Source organism: Marinibacterium profundimaris, assembly GCF_002210095.1.
GTDB classification, from domain to species: domain Bacteria; phylum Pseudomonadota; class Alphaproteobacteria; order Rhodobacterales; family Rhodobacteraceae; genus Marinibacterium; species Marinibacterium profundimaris.
The window spans coordinates 59,968-79,974 of record NZ_AQQR01000008.1; the positions used below are offsets into that span (position 1 = coordinate 59,968).

Annotated in this window: 9 protein-coding genes; 6 read left to right on the forward strand and 3 right to left on the reverse strand. The window is 68.4% G+C overall.

The genetic code is table 11. The features are described from left to right. Positions 1–4 precede the first annotated feature (4 nt). Positions 5–1,087 (reverse strand): catalase, encoded by a 1,083-nt coding sequence (locus tag ATO3_RS17695; RefSeq protein ID WP_088651227.1) that lies wholly within the window; start codon positions 1,085–1,087, stop codon positions 5–7. A gap of 225 nt (positions 1,088–1,312) precedes the next feature. On the opposite strand from ATO3_RS17695, the gene ATO3_RS17700 reads away from it, so the two are divergent. The 3 genes from ATO3_RS17700 to ATO3_RS17710 all read left to right on the forward strand — a co-directional run bounded on the left by ATO3_RS17700 (position 1,313) and on the right by ATO3_RS17710 (position 4,727). Further along, a complete protein-coding gene (locus ATO3_RS17700) occupies positions 1,313–2,362 on the forward strand; it encodes a patatin-like phospholipase family protein (RefSeq protein WP_088651228.1) in 1,050 nt (349 codons plus the stop codon). A gap of 379 nt (positions 2,363–2,741) precedes the next feature. Next, positions 2,742–3,176, forward strand: coding sequence for a universal stress protein (locus tag ATO3_RS17705; RefSeq protein ID WP_088651229.1), 435 nt, complete (start codon positions 2,742–2,744; stop codon positions 3,174–3,176). 9 nt (positions 3,177–3,185) lie between these two features. Continuing rightward, positions 3,186–4,727, forward strand: a complete 1,542-nt coding sequence (locus tag ATO3_RS17710; RefSeq protein ID WP_088651230.1) for an alanine/glycine:cation symporter family protein — start codon at positions 3,186–3,188, stop codon at positions 4,725–4,727. 79 nt (positions 4,728–4,806) lie between these two features. Here ATO3_RS17710 and ATO3_RS17715 read toward each other — a convergent pair whose 3' ends face one another. Beyond that, positions 4,807–6,132, reverse strand: coding sequence for an MFS transporter (locus ATO3_RS17715; RefSeq protein ID WP_088651231.1), 1,326 nt, complete (start codon positions 6,130–6,132; stop codon positions 4,807–4,809). A gap of 538 nt (positions 6,133–6,670) precedes the next feature. Between ATO3_RS17715 and ATO3_RS29465 the strand changes: the two genes are divergently transcribed. The 3 genes from ATO3_RS29465 (at position 6,671) to clcA (ending at position 12,362) form a co-directional block, all read left to right on the forward strand. Further along, a complete protein-coding gene (locus ATO3_RS29465; RefSeq protein ID WP_088651232.1) occupies positions 6,671–9,058 on the forward strand; it encodes a methyl-accepting chemotaxis protein in 2,388 nt (795 codons plus the stop codon). After that, the gene (locus ATO3_RS17725; protein WP_088651233.1) at positions 9,058–10,731 is read left to right on the forward strand and encodes a chemotaxis protein CheW; all 1,674 of its coding nucleotides are present in this window, start codon (positions 9,058–9,060) and stop codon (positions 10,729–10,731) included. The genes ATO3_RS29465 and ATO3_RS17725 overlap by 1 nt, the downstream gene beginning before the upstream one ends. A gap of 353 nt (positions 10,732–11,084) precedes the next feature. After that, the gene (gene clcA / locus ATO3_RS17730; protein ID WP_198963302.1) at positions 11,085–12,362 is read left to right on the forward strand and encodes a H(+)/Cl(-) exchange transporter ClcA; all 1,278 of its coding nucleotides are present in this window, start codon (positions 11,085–11,087) and stop codon (positions 12,360–12,362) included. A gap of 68 nt (positions 12,363–12,430) precedes the next feature. Here the strand turns inward: clcA and ATO3_RS17735 are convergent, their stop codons facing one another. Next, complete coding sequence (locus ATO3_RS17735) at positions 12,431–19,510, reverse strand: autotransporter outer membrane beta-barrel domain-containing protein (protein WP_143747301.1); 7,080 nt, start codon at positions 19,508–19,510, stop codon at positions 12,431–12,433. Between the last annotated feature and the right edge of the window lie 497 nt (positions 19,511–20,007).

Here is a 20,007-nt window from a genome sequence, read left to right on the forward strand (position 1 = left end):
GGCTTCAGTCCTTCGCGAAGGGGCAGGGGGTGGCGTGGCGGTTCTCGCTGGAGGCCCGGTAGGCATCCCGCCGCGCCTTCAGGATCGGATCGCCCGACGGCGCGATCCCCGGGGTCAGCAGCCAGGGGTTGAAGCTGAGCTTCTCGCTGTCGGCCTCCTGGTCCTCTGCCACGTCGGTGATGGTGAGCGTGCCCATCATGATCCGCACCCGGTGCGGTGGCCAGGGGCGCGAGCAATCGTCGAAATCGTCGCCGATATCGCCAAGCTGCATCATCAGCGAGAACTCGGCCTTGCCGTCGCCGGCGAGGCGCTCGCGCAGTTCGTCCTGCAGGAAGGCGTCACGCGGAGGGTCGTTGTCATGCGCGGGCTGCACGCCCGAGACCGGTTGCCAGGTGAAACGGACATAGCGGTCCACGTCGTCGGAGCCTGTGACGACGAAGGTATGGACGGCGTGATAGGCGGCGCGGGCATAGCTGGCCGGGGCGCCGATGGTTGCAGCGCCGAACGTCGGCAGCTGCGCAAAGAGGTTCTTGTTGGCGTATTCGAATCCGCCCTTGTCGGCATTCGTCGTCTCGCCGGGATAGGGGTTCCGCCTGGGCAGCATCATCTGAAGATAGTCCTTCACCTTGTCCCAGGCGCCTTCCCGGTCATAGGGTTCCTGGTGGGCGGCATTGATGAAATCCCACGCGCTCCGGGGCTCGGGCGCGAAGAAGGCGGGCAGGGTCATGGCGAGCAGGTCGGTGGATCTGGCCTCGGTCCCCCCGGTCAGATGAAAGCGGATGGCAAGGCCGCGCACGTCGGTCCAGCCGTCATGCAGCCTGTCGGCACCGGACCCGTTCGAGAAACGCCCCGTCACTTCGATCCTGTCCCCGCCGAAATGCTCTGCCACGCAGTAGGAGCGGGCGACGGGTGAGGCGATGAAATGGCCCCTCACCCCGATGCCGTTGGTGTGGACGGGCCGTCGTTGCGCGTTTCCATCTTCCCGCCAGAGGGCCTCGAACAGGGCCTCGCCCTGCGCCTTCTCCCCGTCCGGCCACACGGAAAACTTGCGCTCCATGTCGGGCGCCTCGGTCCTTCGATCGTCCATTTTCCACCCCACCGAATCCGGAAGTCCCAAAAACGTAACATGGACTCGGCCCCCGGAAGGGTTCGAATTTTCGATAATTCCGGATTGTACCCGGAAAAGTCCTGACCTGAGTGACGTAACGGCAGGCACTGGGCCCTGCGCGGCCTGCGACGGGTCCGCCAAAGGTCTTTGAGAACGCCGCCCCGGGACGTACCATCCCCGGGCGTGGCAATCCGGATTGGCGTTATGGCGTTCAAGGTTCTGTCCTGTGACGGCGGCGGGATCCGCGGATACCTGACCTGCCTCATTCTCAAGGCCCTGCAAGACGAGACCGGGTTTCTCGACAAGGTGGACGGGTTCTTCGGCACCTCGACCGGCGGGCTGATTGCCGTTGCACTGGCCGACGGCCGGTCTCAGGGGCGCGACATGAGCGCGCTGCTGGACGAGATCACCGCGATCTACCGGCACAGGGGAGACATGATCTTTCGCGAGGCCGAACGCGGGCGGATCCGCCGGTTGCTGCATGCGCTGATCGAACGGTCCGGGCGGGACAGCGGCCCGGGGCTGGTGAGTTCGCATTTCACCTCGCGCGGGCTGGCCGAGATCGGCGCGACGCTGGTGGCGGACCGGACGCTGGGCTCGATCCTGCCAGAGATCGTGCTCGCCGTACCGGCGGTCTGCCTCTACGCCGATGACGACACCGGCTGGGCGCCCTACAGCCTGACCAATCAGGAACTGCGGCGCGACGGCTTCTTCGACATGAGCGATGTGCCGCTGCTGGACATCGCCCTGGCGACCTCGGCCGCGCAGACCTTCTTTCCGCCGCATCGCATCGTCACGCCCAGGCGCGATTTCGGCTATTTCACCGATGGTGGCGTCTTTGCCAACAACCCGGTGCTGAACGGGATCAACGTGGCCATCGCCGCCGGACGGGCGCAGGGCCTTGGCGATATCGAGGCGATGTCGGTAGGCACCGGCCTGCAGCCAAGCTCCATCTCCGAGGAGATGGTCAAGAACCCCGACGACTGGGGGCTGCTGAAATGGTTCGGGCTGACCTCGGGCGCGCCGCTGGGCGCGCTGCTGGATCTCGGGCTGACGACCTCGGCCGAAAATCAGTACTGGATCGCGCATCTTGTGCTGGATGACCGGCTGGTCCGGGTGAACCCGCCGCTGCCCCGGACCGTGGGCCTGACCTCGCGCGATCCCGAGGCCTACGCGATGATGGAACACGCCTGCCGAACCGCGATGGAAAGCCGCTCGTGGCAGCAGGCGCTGGACATGCTGCGCGGCTGGTAGGCCGGGTCATCGCGGCGGCTGTCGCGGGTCCGGCGCTTGACGCGACCCTGCCTTGGCGGAAACCCGCGCGGTGTCCCGTGACATGCCCCTTTGCACCCGGATGCGGAAAACCGGTCGCGGCCCCCCGCCGGGCTGGTGCGAAAAAACACTGTCGTCCCAAGGGAAAGCCCGACCCGGACCGCTGCGGCCCGAATGGGGCGCCGGATGCCGGTGCTCCGGATTTCGAAACATTTTTGGGCGTCCGGACCGGCGGCAGGCGCCTGACCTGGACGACGCGGACTGTAACGTTGCCATGACAAGGTCCGACCGACAGACTGGATGACGTCGGGGCAACCAAGGGCGTCCCGTCTCGGCGAAACCAGAACAGGGAAAGCCAAATATGCCGGAAGAACTCTATGTCGTGGCCTATGAGGGCGACGAAAGACACCACGTTCTCGACTATGCCACAGCGCAGGCGGCGAAGTCCGGGGCGAAGCTTCATATCCTGCATGTGCTGGAATGGTCCCCCTATTCCTTCCTGACCCCGCAGGAGCTTGAACAGCGCCACGTTCAGCGCCGGACCGAGATGGAGCGCGCGCAGGAGCTGATCCTGGATCCCGCGGTCGAGCGGACCGTCGCGGCGGGCGTCTCCGCCGCGGGCGAGATCAGGTATGGCTCGGTCGTCGAGGTGGTGACCGAGACCGCCGAGAAACTGGGCGCGACGATGATCTTCGTCGGCCGCGCCGGCGGCAATTCCATCGGATCGCGCATCTTCGGCTCGGTTCCGCTGGGCCTCGCCCAGATCGCCTCCGTTCCCACCGTCATCGTCCCCTGAGGAGCCACCATGTATCGAGTACCCTTTCTCGCGGCCCTCGTGGCCTTCCTGTTCTCGGCCCTGCCGGCCGCCGCGCAGACCTTCGATGACACCATCAACCGCATCTTCGCCGATTACACCGGCTGGTACGTCGGCTTCATCTTTGCGCCGATCCCGGGCACCAGTTTCTCGTGGATCGCCATGTGGCTGGTGATCGGCGCGCTGATCTTCACCTTCTACTTCGGCTTCATCCAGCTGAAGGGCTTCTGGCATTCGATCCAGCTGGTGAAGGGCGATTACTCCGACCCCAATGACGCCGGCGAGGTCAGCCACTTCCAGGCGCTCGCCACCGCGCTTTCGGGCACCGTCGGCCTCGGCAACATCGCCGGCGTGGCGGTTGCCGTCTCGATCGGGGGGCCGGGCGCGACGTTCTGGATGGTCGTCGCCGGGCTGTTCGGCATGGCCACCAAGTTCACCGAATGCACGCTGGGCGTGAAATACCGCAACGAATACCCCGACGGCACCGTGTCGGGCGGGCCGATGTACTACATCACCAAGGGGTTCAAGGAGCGCGGTCTTCCGGGCGGTCCGATCCTGGCTGTGCTGTTCTGCATCTTCACCATCCTCGGCGCGCTGGGCGGCGGCAACATGTTCCAGGCCAACCAGGCCCATGCCCAGATCTCGGGCGTGCTGGGCGATTACCCGGGCTGGATCACCGGCATCCTGCTGGCCGGCGTGGCCTTTGCCGTGATCGTCGGCGGCCTGAAATCCATCGCCAGCGTGACCGAAAAGGTCGTGCCCTTCATGGGGGTCTTCTATGTCGTCGTGTCGCTGATCATCCTGCTGATGAATTTCGACATGATCGGCTGGGCCTTCGGCCAGATCTTCATGGGCGCCTTCACCGGATTGGGCGTGGTCGGCGGCTTTACCGGCGCCCTGATCCAGGGCTTCCGCCGCGCCGCCTTCTCGAACGAGGCCGGCATCGGCTCGGCCGCGATCGCCCATTCGGCCGTCCGCACGAAGGAGCCGGTCACCGAGGGCTACGTCGCCCTGCTGGAGCCCTTCATCGACACGGTGGTGATCTGCACCATGACCGCGCTGGTCATCGTCATCACCGGCGTGCTGAACGTCGATCCCGAAACCGGGCTTTATATCTGGAATGCCGAAGCCGGCCGGATCGCGACCGAAGGCGATGTCTCGGGCGTTCAGCTGACCTCGGCCGCCTATGCCCGGGCGTTCAGCTGGTTCCCGGTGCTGCTGGCCATCGCCGTGGTGCTCTTTGCCTTCTCGACGATGATCTCGTGGTCCTATTACGGGCTGAAGGCCTGGACCTACCTGTTCGGCGAGGGCGCGGTGAAAGAGATCATCTTCAAGGTGCTGTTCTGCGTCTTCATCGTGATCGGCGCCTCGGCCAACCTGGGCCCGGTGATCGACTTCTCGGACGCCATGCTGTTCTCGATGGCGATCGTGAACATCATCGCGCTGTACCTGCTGATGCCGATCGTCAAGCGCGAGCTGGCGTCCTATGTGTCGCGGCTGCGGTCCGGAGAGATCAAGCGCTTCAAGGGCTGAGCGGCCTGAAAGGGCACAGGCCAGGGGCCGAAACGGATGCGCCCGGTGAAAGCCGGGCGCGTTTTCCCTTCAGCAGGGGTCAGGGATGGCTCCATGCGCGGTGCAGGGCGTCGATCACGTAGCCATGGCTGTGGGTCCGGTGCCCCTTCAGGTGCGGATGATCGAGCGGCAGGTTGTCATGCCGATGCTCGCGCACTTCCGGGTCCTGTGCCGGCCAGAGCCGGAGCGCCAGCACCATTCCCAGCCCCGCCAGTGCGGCCAGCACCAGCAGCGCGGGCACCAGGCCGAACTGCGTCATCAGCCAGCCCGACAGCGGGTAGGTCAGCAGCCAGCAGGCGTGGGACAGCGCGAATTGCGCGGCAAAAAGCGCCGGGCGGTCCTCGGCATGGGCAGAGCGGCGCAGCAACCGGCCCGAGGGCGTCAGCACCGCCGAATACCCCAGCCCCACCGCCAGCCAGGCCGCCAGCAGCAGCGGCCAGCTCAGCCCGTGCAGCCCCGCCATCGCTGCCAGCCCCAGCAGGCTCGCCACCATCAGCCCGGCGCCGGCCAGCATCACGGGCCGGTCGGGCACCTGGTCCAGCAGCCGCGGCAGGGCCAGCGCCGCCAGCATCGACCCCGCGCCGAAGGCGAACATCGTCCAGGCCAGCGCGCTGTCGGTCAGCCCCAGCTGCCCGCGCACCAGCACCACGGAATTGACCAGCACCATGGCGCCCGCGCTCGATGCCGACAGGCAGAGCGCCAGCAACCCGCGCAGCCGCGGCGTTGCCAGATAGATCCGCAGCCCGCGCGTCGTCCGGTCGTAGATCCCGCGCGGCTCCCGGTCCTCGGGCGGCGTGGGCGAGGGCAGCATCACGCTGACCACCAGAAGCGCCGAGCCGGCAAACCCCGCCACCGTTCCCAGGAACAAGGCGTTGTAGGACATCACAGCCAAGAGCAGCGCGGCCAGCGTCGGGCTGACGATGTTCTCAAGGTCATAGGCCGCCCGCGACAGGGACAGCGCCCGGGTGTAACGTTCTTCCTCGGGCAGCACGTCCGGGATCGTCGCCTGGAAGGTGGGCGTAAAGGCGGCAGAGGCCGATTGCAGCAGGAAGATCAGCACGTAGACCTGCCAGGGCTCTGTCACGAAGGGCAGGGCCAGCGCCACGCCGGCCCGCACCAGATCCAGCGCGACCAGCAGACGGCGCCGGTTGACCCGGTCGGCGAAGGCCCCGGCAATGGGCGCAATGCCGACATAGGCGACCATCTTGATCGTGAAGACGGTGCCCAGCACCATCGCCGCATTGTCCCCGGCCAGGTCATAGGCCAGCAGCCCCAGCGCCACGGTCGCCAGCCCGGTGCCCAGCAGCGCCACGCATTGCGCGAGAAACAGATGACGGTAGGTGCGGTCGGACAGGATCTGGAACACGGGCGGCCTCAGGTCTGGTGGAGGCCCGGGCGGCACGCCGCCGGGCGGATGCGTTCAGGGGACCGTGATCGTCGGGCGCGCGCAGGCAGCGGCAAGAGGCGGCCCTTGCCCGGGGGCGGTGCCGCTCTGTCGGGCCATCCCGGGCGGGCCGTTTCGTCGCAGTCATGCCGCAGCAGAACCCGGCGGCCCGTCGGGTCCGCGGTCGGAGGCTGATCCGGCTGGCCCCACGCATCGTTCATGGACCCATTTAAACGCCGTGGACCGAAACCGGCAAGCGGCCAACGGCAACCTGCCCGACTGAGCGGCGCCAGGGCGGCAGACGATGTCGCGGCGTCGGCCCGCGGCCGCGAGTGGAATACGATCCTGTCGCGCCATGGATGCGTGGCAATGCCGCGCGCCCCGCACGCCCGTTGCGCCTGCGACCGGGCATGGCCACCCCGGCGCAGCTGTCCTCGACCCGTCAAACTTTAGGATTAGCCTTGCATTAAGTCGCAGGGACTAAAGCGGTCAGAACGACCTTTCTTGAAGGAGAGCCGGAATGACCGCCGAACTGTCGGAACAGGATCTGGATCGCGCCAGACACATGTGCCTTGAGGCCGGCATGCTGCTGCGTGTCGCCAATCCCCGCCATGCGGTGGAGGCTGCCAGCACCACCGCCGCGCCCCTGGGCGGCGATACCGGCGAGCTGGTCGGCCGGCCGTTTCCGTCGCTGTTCCGGGACCCTGACCAGGTGGAAGAATGCCTTGGACGCGCGGCAGAAGGTCCGGTCTCCTTCCACGTGCAACTTGCGTCCGCCTCGGCGGAAGGCAGCTTTTTCGGTATCGCGGGGCCGTCGCCCGACGGCAAGGCGGTGCTGGTCAACGGCTGGCTGGTGCCCGTCGACCGCGACATGATCTCGCGGCTGGAGGCGGCGGAACGCACGCAGGCGGTGATCGAGTTCACCCCGGATGGCACCATCCTGCGGGCGAACGGCATCTTCCTGGGCCTGATGGGGTATCGCGCGGACGAGATCATAGGCCAGCACCACAGCATGTTCTGCGAGCCCTCCGAGGTCGCCTCGAAGGCCTACAAGTCCTTCTGGAGCCGACTGCGCAGCGGCCAGATCGACGATGGCGAATACACGCGGATCGCCAAGGACGGGCACAAGGTCTGGATCCGTGCCAGCTATACGCCGGTGACCGGGCCGGACGGAAAGGTGATCAAGGTCATCAAGACCGCGATGGATGTCAGCGCCGAGCGCGAGGCCTCGAACCGGATCCGCGGTCGGGTGGAGGCAGTGAACAATTCGCAACTGGTCGCCGAATACACGCCCGACGGCAAGGTGCTCGAGATCAACGAGGCCTACCAGCAGCTGATGGGCTACGACCTGGCAGATCTGCGCGGCAAGTCCGTGGCCCGCTGGTGGTCGCGCGACGCGGAACTCTCGGACGACGACCAGGCGCTCTGGAAGAAGCTCAACAGCGGCGAGCCTGTCACCGGGGCCTATCGCCGATTCAGCAAGAAGGGCGGCGATTTCTACCTGCGCTCAACCCTGACGCCGGTGCGCGACCTGGACGGCGGGATCGACCGCATCGTCGAGCTGAGCCAGAACATCACCGACGACAGGCGGCGCGTCATCGAATTCGAGGGCATGGCCAACGCGATCCGGCGCTCGCAAGGCGTCATCGAATTCGACCTGCACGGCAACGTGCTGAACGCGAACGATAATTTTCTGGATCTCATGGGCTACAAAGCCCGCGATGTCATCGGCAAGCACCACAGGATCTTTTGCAAGCCCGCCCTGACCGAATCCGAGGGCTACCGCACCTTCTGGGAACGGCTGGCGCAGGGCGAGGTCATCTCCGGCGAATTCGAACGGGTGGCGCGTTCGGGCAATGAGGTCTTCATCCAGGCGTCCTACAATCCGATTTTCGATATCGACGGCAGCCCCGCGAAGATCATCAAGTTCGCCACTGACATCACCGCGCAGCGCCGGCGCAACGCGGAATTCGAAAGCAAGTTCAACGCGATCGACAACGCCCAGGCGGTGATCGAGTTCGACCTTGAGGGCAACATCCTCCGGGCCAACGACAATTTCCTGCGCGTCACCGGCTATTCCCTGCGCGAACTGAAGGGCCAGCACCATTCGCTCTTTTGCACGGCCGATTACGTGAAGTCCCAGAGCTACGCCGATTTCTGGAGCGCGCTGCGCCGGGGCGAGGAGCAGGGCGGCCGATTCTGCCGTGTGGCCAAGTTCGATCGCGAAATCTGGATCCAGGCCAGCTATGCGCCGTTGCTCGACATCAACGGCGAGCCGGTCGGCGTTATCAAGTATGCCCATGACGTGACCGCGCAGGTGCGGCTGGAAAACCTGATCCGCGAAAAGGCCGAGGCGATGAAGGAAATGGTGCGCCTGCTCGAAGGATCGATCCAGCAGATCGGCGAGGCCACGGAATCCACCGTCTCCGTCTCGCAGGACACCCGCGCCGCCGCCTCCGGTGGCTTTGAACAGCTCAACAGCGCGATCGAGGTGATCGACCTGATCCACAAAAGCTCGCGCGAGGTGACCGAGATGGCGCGCGTGATCAGCGACATCGCCAGCCAGACCAACCTGCTGGCCTTCAACGCCGCGATCGAGGCGGCGCGCGCAGGGGAATACGGCGTCGGCTTCTCGGTGGTGGCCGACGAAGTGCGCAAGCTGGCCGAGCGCAGCTCCACCGCCGCGCTGGAGATCACGCGGCTGGTCAACGAAAGCGGCTCGCAGGTCGCGCTTGGCAAGGACCGGTCGAACTCCGCACGGGCCGCCTTTGAACGGATCGTGGAAAGCGTGCAGGAAACCGGGGGCGCGGTGACCAAGATCTCGGAATCGGTGGGCAAGCAGAAGGATGTCTCCCGCGATGTGGTCGACCTTATCTCGACGCTGGCTCAGGTCACCCAGGACTCGTGATGGCGCCGCCCGACGATCACGCCGCTGAGGGTCCGGTCCTCGCGTCCAAAGCCGACGGCATGCCGGCGGTCGCGCTGCCCCCGGAGCTTTCCGAGGCAGGGGATTTGCCCGCCGCACTGACGCTCGACGACATCCCCGGCGCGGCGGGCGCGGTCACGCCGGATCCCTCGCCCGATGCCCCGCGAGACACCGCCGACACCGCTCCCGCGCAGGACAGCCCCGCCGAGGCGCCGGACGCTCAGACGTCCATGGCCTGGTCGGAAACGCCCATGGCCCTGATCGATCTGGGTGCTGCCCGTATCGGCATCGATGTCTGCGACCTGCGCGAGGTCATGCCGGCGCCCGACGCGCTGCAGCCCTTCCAGTCGACGGCGCCCGGCATCGTCGGCTGTGTCGCCTTGCGTGGCCAGGTCGTTCCCGTGGTCGATCTTGCGCCGCTGATCGGCCTGCCGTCGATCGATCCCGGGGCCGAGGGCGGGGTGATCGTCATCGTCGGCGACATGAAACAGGTCTACGGCATCGCCGCCTGCGCCGCGCTGCAGATCGTGCAGGCCCGCGACTGCGTCCCACAAACCATCAGCCGCGACGATACCGCCCTGGTCGACCGGTTGCTGCCCCGGCTGGTGCTGATCAACGACGACGCGATCGGCGTGCTCGATGCCCAGGCGCTGCCGGCGCTCGGCGTCCCCCGCTCCCGCTCGGATCGTGCGCCCGTCGTGGAACGGGAAACGACCTGCAACTTCCTACTCTTCGAAACCGAGGGCATCCGCTTCTGCCTTCCGGTCTCGGATATCCAGGCAACCTTGCCGGAGGTTTCGATCGACCGCAGCATCCTGTGCACCGGCGCCAGTGAAGGCGGCGTGCTGCACAATGGCATCGAACGCGCCCTGCTGAACCTCTCACGCTTCCTCGGCATGTCCGGCACCTCCGGTGCGGGCGCCCCGGTTTCCCGGGCTTCGGCGGTCCTCCTCTCGCGCGGAGAGGAGACGCCGCTCGCCCTGCGCGCCGACCGGGTCTGCGACATCCTCAGCCTCGGCCGGTCCGACATCGCCCGTATGCCGTCGCTGCTGAGCCCGCGGCCCGATCTCTTCGCCGGCGTTCACATGACCCGCGACAACCACGAAATCTTCGTGCTGGACGGCCGCGCGCTGGCCGCCGATCCCGAGCTCGCCTCCTTCGGCGCCCTTCAGCATTCGACCGAGGACGCGGATCCCGCGGCCGAGCGCCCCGGCCTGTCCGGCCCCGGTGCCGCGTCCGACAGGCCCACCGAGCTGGCGCTGCTGGTGGTCGCCGGTGCTCAATGCGCGCTTGAGGTCGCCCATGTCGAAGAAATCGTCCTGACCAGCGCGCAGATGGCCGAGCGCTGGGCCGGGGGCAGCCATTACCTGGGCAACATCACCTCGCGCCGCGGCCTGCTGATCCCCACCTTCTCGCTCGCCGCCGGCCTCGGTCTGTCGCCCTCGACCACGGAAGCGCTGAGCGCGATCATCGTGATCCGCCGCGGCGACGAACAGGTGGGCCTGCTGGTCGACGAGATCCGCGCCTTCGAACGGATGCGCGTGATGTCCGACGGCACCGATGGCAAAGACAAGATCCTTCAGCGCCGCCGCACCGACGACCAGTCGCTCTGGCAGGTGGTCCAGCCCGAGGCGCTCCCGCTCCACGTCGGCTGATCCGCAAAAGGGAACACCGCGGCGTCCGGTTGGGCGCCGTCCCCCTGCTTCTTCTTGGCCCAAATACCTCCGGGGGAGTCCGCTCCGCGGACGGGGGCAGAGCCCCCAGCCCCCGCTTTCCCCCCGCGCTGCCCGTCGATCCGGATCGCCACCAGAATGACCAGCGCCGCAGCTCTCGCCCACCCGCGGATGCGGCGAATTTTTCCATCCGCTGGAACGATCTATACCTCAACCGCGCCGCGGGCTATGCAACCCCCAGCGCAGCCCGCATCCGACGGGCGCGGCGTGAATTGGGATGTGCGGGTGCCGGGGCCAGGGTTCCCGGACCGTTCCCGTCAAAGGAGGCAGACCCGGTGCGCGAGCTCTCCGGTATCATCATTCTGGGCGCGCTGTCGCTTCTGGTCGGGCTGGTTTCGGGCGTGATCTGCGCGCTGTTCCACATGGCGCTGACCCATGCCGATGCCTTGCGGGTGCAGGCTGTCACACATGCACAGGCCAGCCCCTGGGTCGGTCTGCCGCTGCTGGTCGGCGGCACCGCCGCCGCCGCCGCCTTTGCCGCCGGCCTGGTTCGGCGTGTCGCGCCCGAGGCCAGCGGCAGCGGCATTCCCCATGTCGAAGCCGTGCTCGAGCAGGAGATGCAGCCGGCGCGCGGCTGGCTGATCCCGGTAAAATTCACCGGCGGTGTGCTGGCCATCGGCTCGGGCCTGGCCCTGGGCCGCGAAGGGCCGAGCGTGCAGATGGCCGCGGCCACCGCCAACGTGATCGGGCGGTTTTTCCGTCGCAACTGGGAGGACCGGCGCGCGTTGCTGGCGGGCGGGGCCGGCGCCGGGCTGGCGGCCGCGTTCAACGCGCCCGCGGCCGGGGCGGTCTTCGTGCTCGAGGAACTCGTCGGCAAGTTCGAACCGCGCATCGCCGTCGTGGCGCTTGGCACCTCGATCGGGGCGATCTTCGCGTCGCGCGGCCTGCTGGGCGGCGCGCTGGATTTCCCGCTGCCGCAGTTGAGCGGCGGGGGGCCCGAGATGCTGCCCCTGTTCCTGCTGATGGGGGTGCTCGTCGGGCTGGTCTCGGTCGTCTACAATCGCAGCCTCCTGGGCACCCTGCGGCTGGCCGACCGGATCGGCGGCCCGATCGAGCTGCGCGCGGCGGTGATCGGCGGCGCCGTGGGGCTGCTGGCCTTTGCCGCGCCGGACCTCGTCGGCGGCGGCGATGCCATGGTCACCCGGATGACGCAGGAGCAGGTGGCGCTGGCGCTGCTGCCATTGCTGTTCCTCGTGCGCCTGCTGCTCAGCACCGTGTCTTATGCCGCCGGCACGCCCGGCGGGCTCTTTGCGCCGATGCTGGCGCTGGGGGCGATCACCGGGCTGGCCTTCGGCTTGATTGTGCAGGCTCTGGCGCCGGGTCTCGGCGTTGCGCCGGCCGCCTTTGCCGTGGTTGCCATGGGCGCCTTCTTTGCCGGCGCGGTGCGGGCCCCGCTGACCGGGATCATCCTGGTGATCGAGATGACCGGTGCCTCCGACATTATCCTGCCGCTGCTGACGGCCTGTTTCGGCTCGATGCTGGTCACCCAGGCGCTGCGCGAACCGCCGATCTATGTCTCGCTCCGCGAACGCGCGGCACAATCCGAGCGCTGAGCATACCACCGAAACACAACGGGCGGAGGTTGCCCCCCGCCCGCCGATACCGATCCCCGTGGGTGTGATCACCAGCGCGTGGTGATGCCCAGCCCCAGCCCGTGGCTTGCGAAATCGTCGCCGAAGGCGCCGGAATATTCCAGCCGCGCCTCGAAGGTCTCGGTGGTGGCCAGCGACAGGCCCACCGACACCCGACCCAGCTGATCCGCGACCGGCACCGACGAGGTGAAGGACCCCGCGCTGGCATCGGCCATGTCCAGCCGCGCGACCGAGCTCCACTCATCCGCGTTCGACAGGCTCAGCCCCGCCTTGGCGAACATGGTCAGACCCATGCCGTTGCCCACGGTCATGGCGCGGCCGATCTCGACAGAGGGTGTCGCGATCAGGATCGTCTCGGACTGGGACTGGACGGCAAGGTCGTAGGCGCCGGCGCCGGTCTCGGTATAGCCCGAGGCACGGGTGTGGACGAGGTCGAGGTCCAGTGCCGGGCGGATGTAGCCCGAGGCATCGCCGTAAAGCCGGCTGCCGTGCAGACGCGCGCCGAAGCTGGCAATGTCGGTGTCGCCCTTGGCCGTCGTGGGGGCCGAGGCGCCGACGATGCCGCGCTCCAGGTCGTAGACGCCGTAGCTGGCGGTGACCGCCGCGCCCAGCTCGAACCCGTTCCAGCCCCGGCCCAGCGCCAGCGCCACGTAGCCGCCATCGCCATCGGCCGAGGAATTGCCGTCATCCGCGCTGTAGGAGCTGCTTTCGTAGCCAAGCGCCACGCCCAGCTTCCATTCGCTGTCCAGCATGGTCCGCAGGCCGCCGCTGACGACGAACTGGTTGCCGTCATAGCCGCCGTCGCCTTCCTGGTCGAAGGTCAACCCGCCAATATCGGCCCAGCTGCAGGTTGCCTCCGGATCCGTCAGCCCGAAGTTGCCGGTCCGGCATCCCAGCGCGCTCGACAGGCGGGTCTGGGCAAACATCGCCTGCGTCGCAGCCGCCGCGAGCGCACTGCCCGGGGTGAGCGAGCTGAGGCCCGCTGCATAAGCGGCCGCGCCATCCTCGCCCGCCGACAGCGCGTCGAGCCCGGCCAGGACACCCGCGTAGCCCTGCGCGCCGGAGTCGTAGATCCGGTCCAGGTGCGCGCCGACCGCGGACTGGTTGCTGTTCAGCGTGTCATAGGCGCTGCCGAACTGCGTGCCGTTGATCGAAACCACTGCCTCGGACCCGACCATGTCCAGCTGGTAGTCGACCGCGGCGGTGTCCTCGGCCTCCAGCGCGCCCGAAACGGCGCCGCCGAAGCTGAGCACCGAATGGGTGGTGCCCGGGGCGATGCCGGTGCTGGCGATGCGCAGCTTGCCGTCCAGCGTCACGTCGTCGCCGAAGGTGATGCGATCCGCCGCGCCGCCGCCGAAATCCGCCGCGACCTCGAGGATGCCGTTTGCGGTCTGCCGGAACTGGCCTGCGATATGGGCACTGCGCCCCGGTGCCCCGCGCACGGTCGAGATCAGACCGCCGTTCAGCACATGGGCCACATTCCGGTCGCCCAGCGTCCAGCTGCCGTTCGCGCGGTTGATCACGCGCCCGGCGACCTGCTGGCCAAAGGGCAGGGCAAAGGCGCCCATCGCCGCCGCGCTGGCCTGCGGGGCCGGGGTGGTCAGGGTCTGGTCGGCCGAGACCAGCAGCACGTTGCCGGTCAGGGTGCCGCTGTTGTCGATGGTCAGCGAGGCCCCTTCGGACGTGTCGTAAGAGCCCTGGTATTGCACCGCGTAGGCATCGCTGTCTCCGGCGATCACGCCACCGCCGGAGTTGATGGTGAGTATGTTGTCCTGCCCTTCGGAAACAAAGACCCCGTTGCCGCCCGTCCCGGTGCCCCCGGTGACGGTGCCGCCCACGGTGATGTCCACCGTGTCGAAGGAATCCGCGGCGGTGGATTGCGCGAAGATCCCGATGGAGCCTTCGCCCGAGGTGGTGATGTTGTGGTTGGCGGTCACGGTGACGGTTTCGCTGTTGCTGTCGACCCCGCCGGACGTTCCGGCAAAGAGCGTGCCGTTGTTGCCGTAAAGCCCGCCCTGGCCGCCGATGGATTGCGCGATGACGCCATAGGCCGCTGGGCCGTTGGTAAAGATCCCGCCGTTCAGCGTGACCTCGACCGTGCCGCCGTTGCCAGCGGCATTGCTTCCGTTGACGCCCGGGTAGGTGACATCGAGGTTGGGTGCCGAAAGGTCGCCGCCGATGCCGCCACCGCCGCCGATGGACTGGGCGATGATCCCGTGCGCCCCGGCGCCCTCGGTGGTGATCGACCCGCTCGACAGTTCGACCGAGACGGGGCCGCCAAAGCCCTGCGCGCCGTCCTGCGACTGGAAGCTGACCGAGGTGACGCTCTCGTCGCTGGCGGTGCCGCCCAGGCCGCCGCCGCCGCCGATGGATTGCGCGACGATCCCGAAGGCGCGGTCGCCATGGGTGCCGATGACACCGCCGGTGTTGATGTCCACCGTGCCGCCATCGCCCGAGGATCCGCCGGTGCCGCCGATGACGATCTCCAGGTCGACGTCCAGCGGGCCGTCGCCGGTCACGGCCGCGCCGACGCCGCCGGTCCCGCCGCCGCCGCCGATGGATTGAGCCAGCATGGCGTAGGAATCGTTGCCGTGGGTGGTCAGGCCCGCATAGCTGCCGGGATCGACGGTGATATTGCCGCCGTTGCCCGACGCTCCGCCGTTGCCGCCGTATCCCGCGCCCAGCGAGATGCCCGCATCCACGTCCAGCGAATGGATCGATCCGCCGCCGCTGTCGATATCCTCGCCACCCGCGCCGGCGGCCGTGCCGGTCGCGCCATGGCCGCCGCCGGCGCCGATGGACTGGATCAGCACCGCATGCGCATTGTGGCCCTGCGTGGTGACGCCCGTGTCACCGCTGTCGTCGTTGAAGGCCAGGTCGATGTTGCCGCCATTGCCGCCCGCGCCGCCGGTTCCGCCAAGCGCCATGTTGATCGACACCTGCTGCGCGCCGTCGCCGTTCGTCGCCGCACCGCCGTTGCCGCCGCCGCCACCGATGGATTGCAGGATCAGCCCGTCGGCGAAATCGCCCTGGGTCGAGGCCGCGCCTTCCAGCGTGTAGTTCACAGCACCGCCATGGCCGCCGGTCCCGCCCTTGCCGCCAACGGACATGGTCACGCCGATCGAACTGTCGACCGCGATCTCGGCCCGGGGCAGGGCGCCCTGCGAGCTGTCGCCCGAATTCGACCCCGCCGTGCCGCCGACCCCGCCGCCGCCGCCGATCGACTGCAGCACGATCGCATCCGCGTCGTCGCCATTGGTGGCGATCCGGCCGCGGGTGGTGGAATTCAGCGTGCCGGCTGTATTGCCGCTGCCGGTCTTGCCGCCCACGTTCAGCTCGACCGAGCCGGAGGCGTTGAACTTCAGCACGTTCTGCGGGGGCGATCCCTCTTCCATCTTGATCGCCAGCATCTCCTTGACCGTGAAGCCCGAGGCCGACAGCCCGATGGAGCCGCCCTGTCCGGTGCCGCCGCCGCCGCCGATGGATTGCATGACCAGCCCGTGCGAGCCGGAGCCGTAGGTGGTGACGCTGGTGCCGCTGTCGGTGGTCAGATCCACCGTGCCGCCGGTCCCGCCCGAGCCGCCGACGCCGCCGAGACCGGCGTGCAGGCTGACGTTCAGCCCGCGGCCGATCTTGTCGTTATGCGCATTGCCCACGCCGCCGTCGCCGCCGCCCCCGCCGATGGATTGAGCGACGATGCCGTTGGCGTTCTCGCCGTAGGTGGTGATCGAGGCCGTGTCGTTGAGATGCAGCGTCACCGTGTTGCTGCTGCCGCCCGAGCCGCCGGAGCCACCGAGGCTCATCGCCAGGTCGACCGAGGTGGTGTTGGGCACGCCGACGCTGCCCGAGAGAGCCGAGGCGCTGCCGCCGTCGCCGCCGCCGCCGCCGACCGATTGCGCCAGGATGCCATGCGCGCCTTCGCCGCCGGTCAGGATCGCCGTGTCGCCCGACAGCGTGCCGGTCACCGTGTTGCCGTCGCCGCCGCTGCCGCCGTCGCCGCCCACGGCGAAGGTGCCGGTCACCGCGACGGATTCGCCTTCGCCCGTGGGGGCCGCGATGGTCAGCGCCGAGGCGAGCGATGTGCCGCCGGTGCCGCCGCCCCCGCCGACCGAATGCAGCGTCAGCCCGTGGGACGAGCCCGCGTCGCTGCCAAGGGCCGTGCCGCTGCTGCCGGTGCAGCCGCTGTCGGAAAAGCCGGTGGCCACGCAGGTGCCGTCGAGCGTTGCGGTGACGGTATTGCCTGCGCCGCCGTCGCCGCCGTTGCCGCCGATGGCGCTGTCGAAGGTGAAGCCGATGGAGGCGTCGAACCCGTAGGCCGAGCCGCCCGTGCCGCCGCCGCCGCCGACCGACTGGCCAACCACGGCACTGGCGGTGTTGCCGCGCGTGATGATGGTGCTGTCGGTCAGGCTGATCGTGGAGGCGCCGCCGCCCCCGCCGCCGCCACCCGCGCCGCCGACCTGGAAGGCCAGCGGGGTGATGCCGTTGACGGCAGTGGAATTGCCACCGTTGCCGCCACCCCCGCCGACCGAATGGGCAATGATGCCCTTGGCGTTGTCACCGCTCGTGCTCAGGCTCAGGTTCTCGAAATCCGCCGTCACGCCGCCGCCCGCGCCGGCCCCGCCGGCCGCCCCGCCGACCTGCACCGACACGACCGAGGCCAGCGAGGCCCCCTGGAAATCGCCGCCGTTGCCGCCGCCGCCACCGATGGATTGCGTCACCACCCCGTGCGAGAAATCGCCCGAGGTCAGGATCGTGCTGCTGTCCATCTGCGGTGCTTCGGATCCGCTGTCCGAGGGCACCGAGGCGCAGCCGCCGTAATAGTTCGTCGTGCAGGCGCCGCCCGCGTTGCCGCCGCCCGAGGCGCGCCCGCCGATGCCGATGCCAACTCCGGCCGACACGTCGATCACGTCGCCGCCGTTGCCGCCACCGCCGCCGATGGACTGGGTGACAATGCCGTAGGCATGGTCTCCGCCGGTCTCGATGGTGCCGCCCACGGCGAAGACCTGCGCGTTACCGCCATTGCCGCCCGAACTGCCCGAACCGCCCACGGTCAGGATCCCGTTCGCCCCGCCGCCGGTGCCGCCGCCGCCGCCGATGGATTGCATGACGATCCCGAGGCCGGCGTTGCCGCTGGTGGTGATATCGCCCGAGTTGGTGACATAGCTGGTCACCGTGTTGTTCGCGCCGCTTCCGGCCGAGCCGCCGACCGACAGGATGCCGCCCGCGGTGCCCGCCGCGCCGCCGCCGCCCGACAGCGATTGCCCGACGATGCCGATCGCATAGTCGCCGGTGGTGGTGATCGCGCCGGTGTTGTTGATCTCGACCACGTTGCCCGCGCCGCCACCGCCGCCGCTGCCACCCAGTTCCAGCGTCAGCCCGTCGCTGATGCCGCCGGTGCCGCCCGCGCCGCCGATGGATTGCGCCAGCAGGCCATAGGCGTGTTCGCCGCTGGTCGAGATGGTCGAGGCCGAGGTGAAGGTGACCTTGCCCGCGTTGCCGCCATTGCCGCCGTTGCCGCCGGATCCGGCCAGAACGCCGGTGAAATCCTCGCCGGTGCCGCCGCCACCGCCGACGGAATGAAAGGTCATGCCGACGCCGTAATCGCCGGTGGTGGTGATCGAGGTGCCCGCGGTCGAGAAGGCGCCCACGCCGCCTGCGTTGCCGCCCTTGCCCGCAGCGCCGGCATTGTCGCCGCCGATGCCGCCGACCGACTGGCCGAGGATGCCGTAGCCTTCGTAGCCGCTGGTGACGATCGCCGCATCGCCGGTGAAGTTCACCTGGATCTGCCCGCCATAGCCGCCCTGGCCGCCGGTGCTGTCGGAATTGCCGTTGCCGTTGCCGCCGTTGCCGCCCTCGGACCGGGTGACGATGCCGCGCACGCCGTAGCCGCCGACGTCGATCGTGCCGCCGCTCATGTTGACGGTCATGACCGCCGGGTCATCGTTGGTGTCGGTGCTGGCGCCCCCGCCGCTGCCGCCGGTGCTCTTGTCGGCCGAGGCGCCGCCGTCGCCGCCTGCCGATTGCGCGTAGATCCCGGCGGATTCGCCCGTGGCGTTGTTGCCGTAGACCTGCAGCGTGATGTCGGCACTGTTGGTCAGCGTGATGGTGCGGCCTTCCTCGCCGCGCCCGCCGTTGTCGGAATTGTCGAACGAGGCCAGGCCGTTGCCGCCCCGCGTCGCGGCGAAGATGCCGTGGTAGCCGTATTCGCCGGTGCTGATGTTGTCGAAGTAGCCCGCGATCGCGCCGGTGTTGGTGATGGTGATGTCACCGCCCGCGCCGCCTTCGCCATTGTCGGTGCCACCGTTGCCGCCGGTCGAGACCACGCGCATCCCGCGCCCGCTGGTGCTGGCGCGGATGCCGTCGTTCTCGGCGCCCAGCGTGATCGCGGCCGAATTGGTCACGGTGACTGCCTTGGCGTCCCCCGCGTTGCCGCCCTTCTGGTCGCCTGCGCCGGAATTCTGGGCGCCGCCATTGCCCGACTGGCTCTGCACGTTGATGCCGTTGACAGGGACCGACAGGTCGACCGCGGCCGAGGTCTCAAGCGTGATGGCGCCGGAATTGGTCAGCGTGATGGTGCCGCCATCGCCGCCGCGGCCTCCGTCTTCGCCGTTGTCGTCGGGCTCGACCCCGTTGCCGCCGCCGGAATAGACCTTGATCCCGTCAAGCTCGCTCTGGCTGGCGCTTTGCGAGGTGGTGCCGGTCATGGTGATCGTGCCGGAATTGTCGAGCGTCAGGATGCCGCCCGCGATGCCGCCCGCTTCGGAGGTGTTGGACCCGTCGGTGCTGCCGTTGCCGCCGGTGATTTCCAGCAGCAGGCCGTAGTTCTCGAAGGACAGGTCGCTGTTGGGCGTCATGTTGCCGGAGTTGTTGAACGTATAGGTCGTCTGGGCCCAGACGCCGGTCTCTTCCAGGGTGTAGCTGGAATAGGAGTCGGAGTTGTTGCAGGTGACGCTTTGGCCGATGACGATGGAGGGGCAATCGGCCACCGCGGGCGCGGCGATGCAGAGCGCCAGGACCGAGGCCGAGGTGCGGATGCCGATCCTGCGCTGGCGCCCGGCTGAGGGGCGAACCGATTGAGCGGAACGGGTGAGCGTGGTGTCGAAATGCATGTTCAAAATATCCAAATTCTACGCGGCAGCCGAGTGCGAAATGTCCCCCGGGGCCAGCTGACGTAGGCGTGGCAATCATACCTGCCCCCGCCCGGTGAGTGCGTCCGGAGGCAAACAGAAAAGAGATTATGATAAGCCGTTTTGCATACCAGCTTACACCATGGCGCAGAGCCGACGCAGGGTCGAGCGTTGCAGGTTTACATCGTTAATTACGTAAAGCGGACCTTCTCGGAGGGGTCTTTCTGCCCCGCCGGCAACCTGTCCGCGTAACGGTCTGAACCGCTGACCCGGAAGGAGAGCGGCGTGTCGGGCGTCCCCGGGCCCGGATCCCCGCGCATGCGGCTGGGCGGGCCGGGGCGGCCTTGATGGAATCGGGCCGGGATGCAGGCGGACGGGCAGCGCGACATGGGCCGGGCAAGGAACATCCTCTTCATCATGTCCGACCAGCTGCGCTTGGATTACCTTGGCTGCACGGGCCATCCGCACCTGAAGGCGCG

Coding starts and splice junctions, on each gene's coding strand:
- ATO3_RS17695 (WP_088651227.1), bottom strand. CDS start 1,087: ATGGACGATCGAAGGACCGAGGCGCCCGACATGGAGCGCAAGTTTTCC.
- ATO3_RS17700 (WP_088651228.1), top strand. CDS start 1,313: ATGGCGTTCAAGGTTCTGTCCTGTGACGGCGGCGGGATCCGCGGATAC.
- ATO3_RS17705 (WP_088651229.1), top strand. CDS start 2,742: ATGCCGGAAGAACTCTATGTCGTGGCCTATGAGGGCGACGAAAGACAC.
- ATO3_RS17710 (WP_088651230.1), top strand. CDS start 3,186: ATGTATCGAGTACCCTTTCTCGCGGCCCTCGTGGCCTTCCTGTTCTCG.
- ATO3_RS29465 (WP_088651232.1), top strand. CDS start 6,671: ATGACCGCCGAACTGTCGGAACAGGATCTGGATCGCGCCAGACACATG.
- ATO3_RS17725 (WP_088651233.1), top strand. CDS start 9,058: ATGGCGCCGCCCGACGATCACGCCGCTGAGGGTCCGGTCCTCGCGTCC.
- ATO3_RS17735 (WP_143747301.1), bottom strand. CDS start 19,510: ATGCATTTCGACACCACGCTCACCCGTTCCGCTCAATCGGTTCGCCCC.